The sequence below is a fragment of the Streptomyces sp. NPDC006197 genome (genome assembly GCF_040613865.1).
Lineage (GTDB): Bacteria > Actinomycetota > Actinomycetes > Streptomycetales > Streptomycetaceae > Streptomyces.
Genome location: NZ_JBEXSZ010000094.1, coordinates 25653 through 31652 on the forward strand (window position 1 = coordinate 25653; position 6000 = coordinate 31652).

6 protein-coding genes are annotated in these 6000 nt (G+C 72.2%); 5 read left to right on the forward strand and 1 reads right to left on the reverse strand.

Translation table 11 applies throughout. The features are described 5' to 3' along the window. Positions 1 to 88 precede the first annotated feature (88 nt). A complete protein-coding gene (locus ABZ318_RS26035) occupies positions 89 to 1201 on the forward strand; it encodes an alpha/beta hydrolase-fold protein (protein WP_356904887.1) in 1113 nt (370 codons plus the stop codon). An 88-nt stretch (positions 1202 to 1289) separates the two neighbouring features. On the opposite strand, the gene ABZ318_RS26040 is transcribed toward ABZ318_RS26035, so the two are convergent. Next, a complete protein-coding gene (locus ABZ318_RS26040; protein ID WP_356904888.1) occupies positions 1290 to 2285 on the reverse strand; it encodes an ATP-binding cassette domain-containing protein in 996 nt (331 codons plus the stop codon). 143 nt (positions 2286 to 2428) lie between these two features. On the opposite strand from ABZ318_RS26040, the gene ABZ318_RS26045 reads away from it, so the two are divergent. From ABZ318_RS26045 to ABZ318_RS26060, 4 genes are all read left to right on the forward strand, one after another. Then, entirely contained in the window at positions 2429 to 3115 is a 687-nt protein-coding gene (locus ABZ318_RS26045) for an ABC transporter permease (protein ID WP_356904889.1), read from the forward strand. 1 nt (position 3116) lies between these two features. Next, on the forward strand, positions 3117 to 3791 hold the full coding sequence (locus ABZ318_RS26050; protein WP_356904890.1) for an ABC transporter permease: 675 nt from the start codon (positions 3117 to 3119) through the stop codon (positions 3789 to 3791). Positions 3792 to 3796: 5 nt separating this feature from the next. Continuing rightward, complete coding sequence (locus ABZ318_RS26055) at positions 3797 to 4795, forward strand: ABC transporter substrate-binding protein (protein ID WP_356904891.1); 999 nt, start codon at positions 3797 to 3799, stop codon at positions 4793 to 4795. A 130-nt stretch (positions 4796 to 4925) separates the two neighbouring features. Then, positions 4926 to 5936, forward strand: coding sequence for a hypothetical protein (locus ABZ318_RS26060; RefSeq protein WP_356904892.1), 1011 nt, complete (start codon positions 4926 to 4928; stop codon positions 5934 to 5936). Positions 5937 to 6000: the final 64 nt, after the last annotated feature.

Genomic DNA, 6000 nt, shown 5'->3' on the forward strand with positions numbered 1-6000 from the left:
CCGGCTGGTGCGCCTTCTATGACGGCGGCGTACCGGGCCGGGTTCATTCGTCCACAGGAAAATCTCGGAAAGAAGGCTCGGGCGTCTCATGGGTCTCACCAGCGTCAAAGTCCTCGTGTCGGCCGTGGCGCTGGCCGTGCTGCTGTTCCTGGCCACGGTCTGGCTGTGGCCGAGGTTGGCGCGGCGCGGCTGGCGGCCGGTCGCGGGCCGGGTGGGGCTGCTGCTCGTGACGCAGGTGGTGCTGTTCGCGGCGGTGGGGCTGGCGGCGAACCGGTCGTTCCTCTTCTACGGCTCGTGGGCCGACCTGCTCGGGCAGGAGCAGGACATGGGGGTGGTCGTCGACCACGGGGCGGGCTCGAAGGACGTGCGGGTGGTGGGGACGCGGACGCTCGACGTGCCGGGCGCCGGCCGTCCGTCGGTCGGGGGTCAGATCCAGCAGGTCGTGGTGGCGGGGGAGCGGTCGGGGATCGTCTCGCCGGCCTATGTGTACCTGCCGCCGGAGTACTTCCAGGCCCGGTACGCGAAGCGGACGTTCCCGGCCTCGGTGGTGCTCACGGGGTATCCGGGGACGGCGGAGAACCTGCTCAAGGGGCTCAACTATCCGAAGGCGGCGTACCTGGGGGCGAAGGAGGGGCGGATGCAGCCGATGATCCTGGTGATGCTGCGCCCGACGGTGGCGCCGCCGCGGGACACCGAGTGCGTGGACATCCCGGGGGGCCCGCAGACGGAGACGTTCTTCGCGGAGGATCTGCCGAAGGCGGTCTCGGGGGCGTACCGGGTGGGGACGAAGGCGCGGAACTGGGGGTTCATGGGGAACTCCACAGGCGGCTACTGCGCCCTGAAGATCGCCCTGCACCACCCGGACCGGTTCGCGGCGGGGGCGGGCTTCTCCGCGTACTACCGGGCGGCGGAGGACGTCACGACCGGGGACCTGTTCCACGGGGACGACGCCCTGCGCAAGCGGGGCGACCTGCTGTGGAGCCTGGACCACGGGCGGCAGGGGAACACGTCGTTCCTGGTGACGTCGTCGAAGCGGGGCGAGAGCAACCTGAAGGGGACGCGGCAGTTCATCCGGAAGGTGAAGAGCCCGGCGCAGGTCTCGTCGATCCTGCTGGAGAGCGGCGGCCACAACTTCAACACGTGGAACCGCGAGCTCTCGCCCGGCCTCGTCTGGATGGGCGGGAAGCTCAGCGCGAACTGAGGATCGCCCGGTGGCCCGGTGGTCCGGTGGCCCGGTGGCCCGGTGGCCCGGTGGCCCGGTGCCCCGTCGGCGGCCCGGCGTCCGCGGTTCAGCCTTCCGCGGGTGCCGTGGCCCGGCGCAGGGCGCGGTGGACGCCGGCCGGGGTGAGGACGCCGAGCGGCCGGCCGTCGTCGCCGGTGACGGTGAGGCGGCCGGTGTCGTGCTGGAGGAGCACGGCGAGGGCGTCCTTGAGGGAGGTCCCGAGGGGTACATGGGTGCCGTCCTCGTCTTCCCCGGGGCCTCCGACGTACCCTTCGCGGCTTCCCTTCCCGATGTCGAGGTCGGCTTCGGTGACGGGGGTGACCGCGAGCCGCTTGAGGCCGCGGTCGCTGCCGACGAAGTCCGCGACGTACGGGGTGGCGGGGGAGCCGAGGACGGTGGCGGGCGTGTCGAACTGCTCGATGCGCCCCTGCCCGTAGACGGCCATGCGGTCGCCCATGCGGACGGCCTCCTCGATGTCGTGGGTGACGAGGAGGACCGTCTTGCGGACGGTGGCCTGCAGGGCGAGGAACTCGTTCTGCAGGCGCTCGCGGACGACCGGGTCGACGGCGCCGAAGGGCTCGTCCATGAGGAGGACGGGCGGGTCGGCGGCGAGCGCGCGGGCGACGCCGACGCGCTGGCGCTGGCCGCCGGAGAGCTGGGCGGGGTAGCGGGGGCCGTACACGGCCGGGTCGAGGCCGACGAGTTCGAGGAGTTCGGCGGCACGCGCGCGTGCGGCGGTCTTCTTCCAGCCGAGGAGGGCGGGGACGGTCGCGGTGTTGTCGAGGACCGTGCGGTGGGGGAAGAGGCCGACCTGCTGGATGACGTATCCGATCTTGCGGCGCAGGGCGACCGGGTCGACGTCGGCGATGTCCCGGCCGTCGACGAGGATGCGGCCCGAGGTCGGCTCCACGAGCCGGTTCACCATCGTCATCGTGGTCGTCTTGCCGCAGCCGGACGGGCCGACCAGGGTGACGAGTTCGCCCTCGGCGACCTCGAAGGAGAGGTCGTCGACGGCCGTGGTGCCGTCGTCGTACCGCTTGGTCACGTGTTCGAACCGGATCATGGTTCCCCATTCTGTCCCCCGGGCGGCGGGGGTGTGTGAAGGGCGTGTTGCCACGTTGTGGCGAGTCTCGGGGATTGTCGGTGGCGGGGGTTAGGGTCGTCACACAAGAGTTCGGGAGGGCGGGCGACCCGGGGGGAGGGACGATGAGCGCGCCGAACTGTCTGGTCACGAACGACTGGATCTGTGGTGAGTATCTACGCACGCGCGGCGGGGAGTTGACGGACGCGCTGCTCCAACATGTGGGAATCACGGTCGTGTCGGTGCTGATCGCGCTCGCCGTCGCGGTGCCCCTCGCGCTGCTCGTCCGCGCCCGGCCCCGGTTCGCCGGCCCGGTCCTCGGCCTGACCACCCTGCTCTACACGGTGCCGTCGCTCGCGATGTTCTCGCTGCTGCTGCCGTTCTTCGGACTGTCGGCGGCGCTCGTCGTGACCGGCCTCGTGCTGTACGCGCTGACGATCCTCGTGCGGAACGTCCTGGCGGGGCTCGCCGCCGTGCCGGCCGAGACGCGGGAGGCCGCCCGGGGCATGGGGTACGGCTCGCTGCGGATGCTCTGGCAGGTCGAGCTCCCGCTGGCGCTGCCGGTGCTGATGGCAGGGGTGCGGATGGCGACGGTCTCCACGATCGCGCTGACGACGATCGGTTCGGTCGTCGGCCGCGGCGGCCTGGGCAACCTCATTGAGGACGCGCTGCCGACCTTCTTCAAGGCGCAGATGCTCACCGCCTCGGTGCTGTGCGTGCTGCTCGCCGTCGCCGCCGACCTGCTGCTCCTGGGCCTCCAGCGGCTGCTCACCCCCTGGACCCGCATACGGACCGCGCCGGGAGGTGGGTGAGGTGGGCATCGTGACGGACGCCTGGGGCTGGCTCACCACCGGCGCGCACTGGACGGGCGAGGACGGCATCGGGCAGCGGCTCGCCGAGCACGTGTACGTGAGCGGGGCGGCGCTCCTCGTCGCGTCGGCGCTCGCGCTGCCGCTGGGCCTGTGGCTGGGCCACCTCGGCCGGGGCGGGGCGCTCGCGGTGAACGTGTCGAACGTGGGGCGGGCGATCCCCGTCTTCGCGGTGCTCGCGCTGTTCATGGTGTCGCCCCTGCGGAACGCCGGCTACGTGCCGACCGTGGTGGCCCTGGTGCTGTTCGCGATACCCCCGCTCCTCACCAACGCGTACGTGGGGGTGCGGGAGGTGGACCGGGCGGCGGTGCGGGCCGCACGGGGCATGGGGATGACAGGGGGTCAGGTCTTCTTCCGGGTCGAACTCCCGCTGTCCCGGCCGGTGGTGATGACCGGGATCCGCTCGGCCGCGGTGCAGGTGGTCGCCACGGCGACGATCGCCGCGATGGTCGGACAGGGCGGCCTGGGCCGGATCATCACGGCCGGCTTCGCCACGTACGACACCGCGCAAGTGGTCGCGGGCGCCGTGCTGGTGGCGCTGCTCGCCCTCCTGGTGGAGGGCGTCCTGGTGGGCGTGGACCGCCTTTTCGCACGTGACGGACGACTTACCGAACACTGACTGGGATGGGTGATCTGGTGAACAGGGTCTCGCGTATCGCGGGCGCGCTGCTGGGGACGGCGGCGCTGACCGTCGCCCTCGCCGCGTGCGGCGGCGACAGCCTGGAGGAAGGCAGGAAGAAGGACTCCGGAAGCTCCGGCGGCTCCGGCGGCGGGGAGAAGGGCTCGCTGGTGGTCGGCGCGGCCGCCTTCACGGAGGCCAAGGTCCTCGCCGAGCTGTACGCGCAGTCGCTGCGGTCCGTCGGATACTCGGTGTCCATCACCACGGTGAAGAATCGCGAGCTGTACGAACCCTCGCTGGAGAACGGCGAGATCGACGTCGTCCCGGAATACGCGGCGACGATCGCGGAATTCCTCAACGCGAAGGTGAACGGCCCGAAGGCGCCCGAGGACAAGCCGGTCGCCTCGGGCGACGTGACGGCCACGGTCGACGCGCTGCGGAAGCTCGCCGAACCGCGCGGACTGAAGGTCCTCGCGGCCGGAGAGGCCGTCGATCAGAACGCCTTCGCGGTGACCAAGGAATTCGCCGCGAAGAACAAGCTGACGACGCTTTCCGATCTCGGCCGCGCGAAGCTGAAGGTGAAGATCGCGGCCGGTGACGAATGCGCGGTACGGCCCTTCTGCGCACCCGGTCTGAAGAAGACGTACGGGATCGACGTGGCCGGGATCGACCCCAAGGGAGTCGGCACGCCGCAGGCCAAGCAGGCGGTGAAGGACGGGGTGGACCAGCTGGTCCTGACGACCACCACCGACGCCACGATCGACGGCTACGGCCTCGTCCTCCTCACCGACGACAAGAAGCTGCAGAACGCCGACAACGTGCTGCCGGTGGTCAACGCCAAGGACGCCGGCTCCCCCGAGATAGCGGCCGCGCTCGACCGTCTCACCAAGGTGCTGACCACAGAGGATCTCGCCGAACTCAACCGCAAGGTGGACGCCGAGCGGGCGAAGCCGGAGGACGTCGCCAAGGAGTATCTGGAGACGAAGGGGCTGCTCAAGAAGTAGGAGATGGGGGAGGGGAGTCGGCCCGAAACGGAACCGGAACCGTCGATATCCACTTCTGGTGGCGAGAAGTGGCCAAGAGATTGCCGGGCCGACACCCCACATGACGCCTACGCACGGTAAATTTCAGGCCATGCCACGTGGACGCCACCGCCATTCCCCGCCTCTGCACAAGCTGCTGCCGCCCTCCGCGGTCGCCGGCGCCGCGGTCGTGTGCGCCGCGGCCGCCTGGCTGCCCGGCGACCCGGTGATCGCGCGGCTGCTCGCGGCCGCGGCGGCCGCCGCCGCCGTCACCGGCGCCGTCCTCATGCGCAGTTGGGACCGGAACGCCGGCCTCAAGGTCGCCGAGCTCGACCGGGCGCGCGCCGCCGACCAGTGGAAGGCCGAGGAGCGGACCGCCGAGCTGGAGTCCGACCTGGAGGAGTCCCGCGCGCTGCGCTCCCGGCTCGAAGCCAAACTCCGGGCCAAGCGCGTGGAGCTCGCCGGACTGCGCGGCGAGCACGCCGACCTGCTCCGTCGGTACGCCACCGCGGAGACCGAGCGGGCCAGCGCCCTGGAAGGCCGCCGCGTCCTCGCCCTGGAGACGAGCGCCGAGGCCAAGGCACTTCCGGCCGCGGGCTCCACCCTCACCCCGGAGGCCTTCCGCCGCGCCGCCCAGGCCCTGCGCGACCTCCCGCGCAACGCCGCCGCTCAGCAGGCCCGCCGCACGGCCGAGGCGGCCCGCGCCCGCGACCTCGCCGAGCGCGCCCGGGAGACGGAGGAGCCGCAGGGGAAGCACGCGGCGGCCGCCGGGACCGAGCAGCACACCCGCACGGCCGCCGCTCCCGCGCTCCCGTCGGCGGTCCCGGTGGCCGCCGCGATCGTCCCGTACACGGCCCGCAGGCCCGCCCCGCGCCCCGAGGGCGGCTTCGACTTCTTCGGTACGCAGAAGGCGGCGGCTGTCATCGAGGACGTGCAGAACAGCGACCTCGCCGACGTCGTGGGCGAGGAGGTCCTGGCCTCCGGGACCCCGCTGCTCACGCCGGTCGCCGCGCCCGCCGTCCCGGCGCCGCCGCGGGCGATCGGCCAGGTCATCGACCTGACGGCGCACGACGAAACGGAACAACTGGACGTAGCCGAACTCCGAGGCGCGGTCAGCTCCTGACCACCCGCCCGCGTGGGCCCGCGCCGGGCTGGGCGGCGCCCCCGCCCGTGTGGGCCCGCGCCCG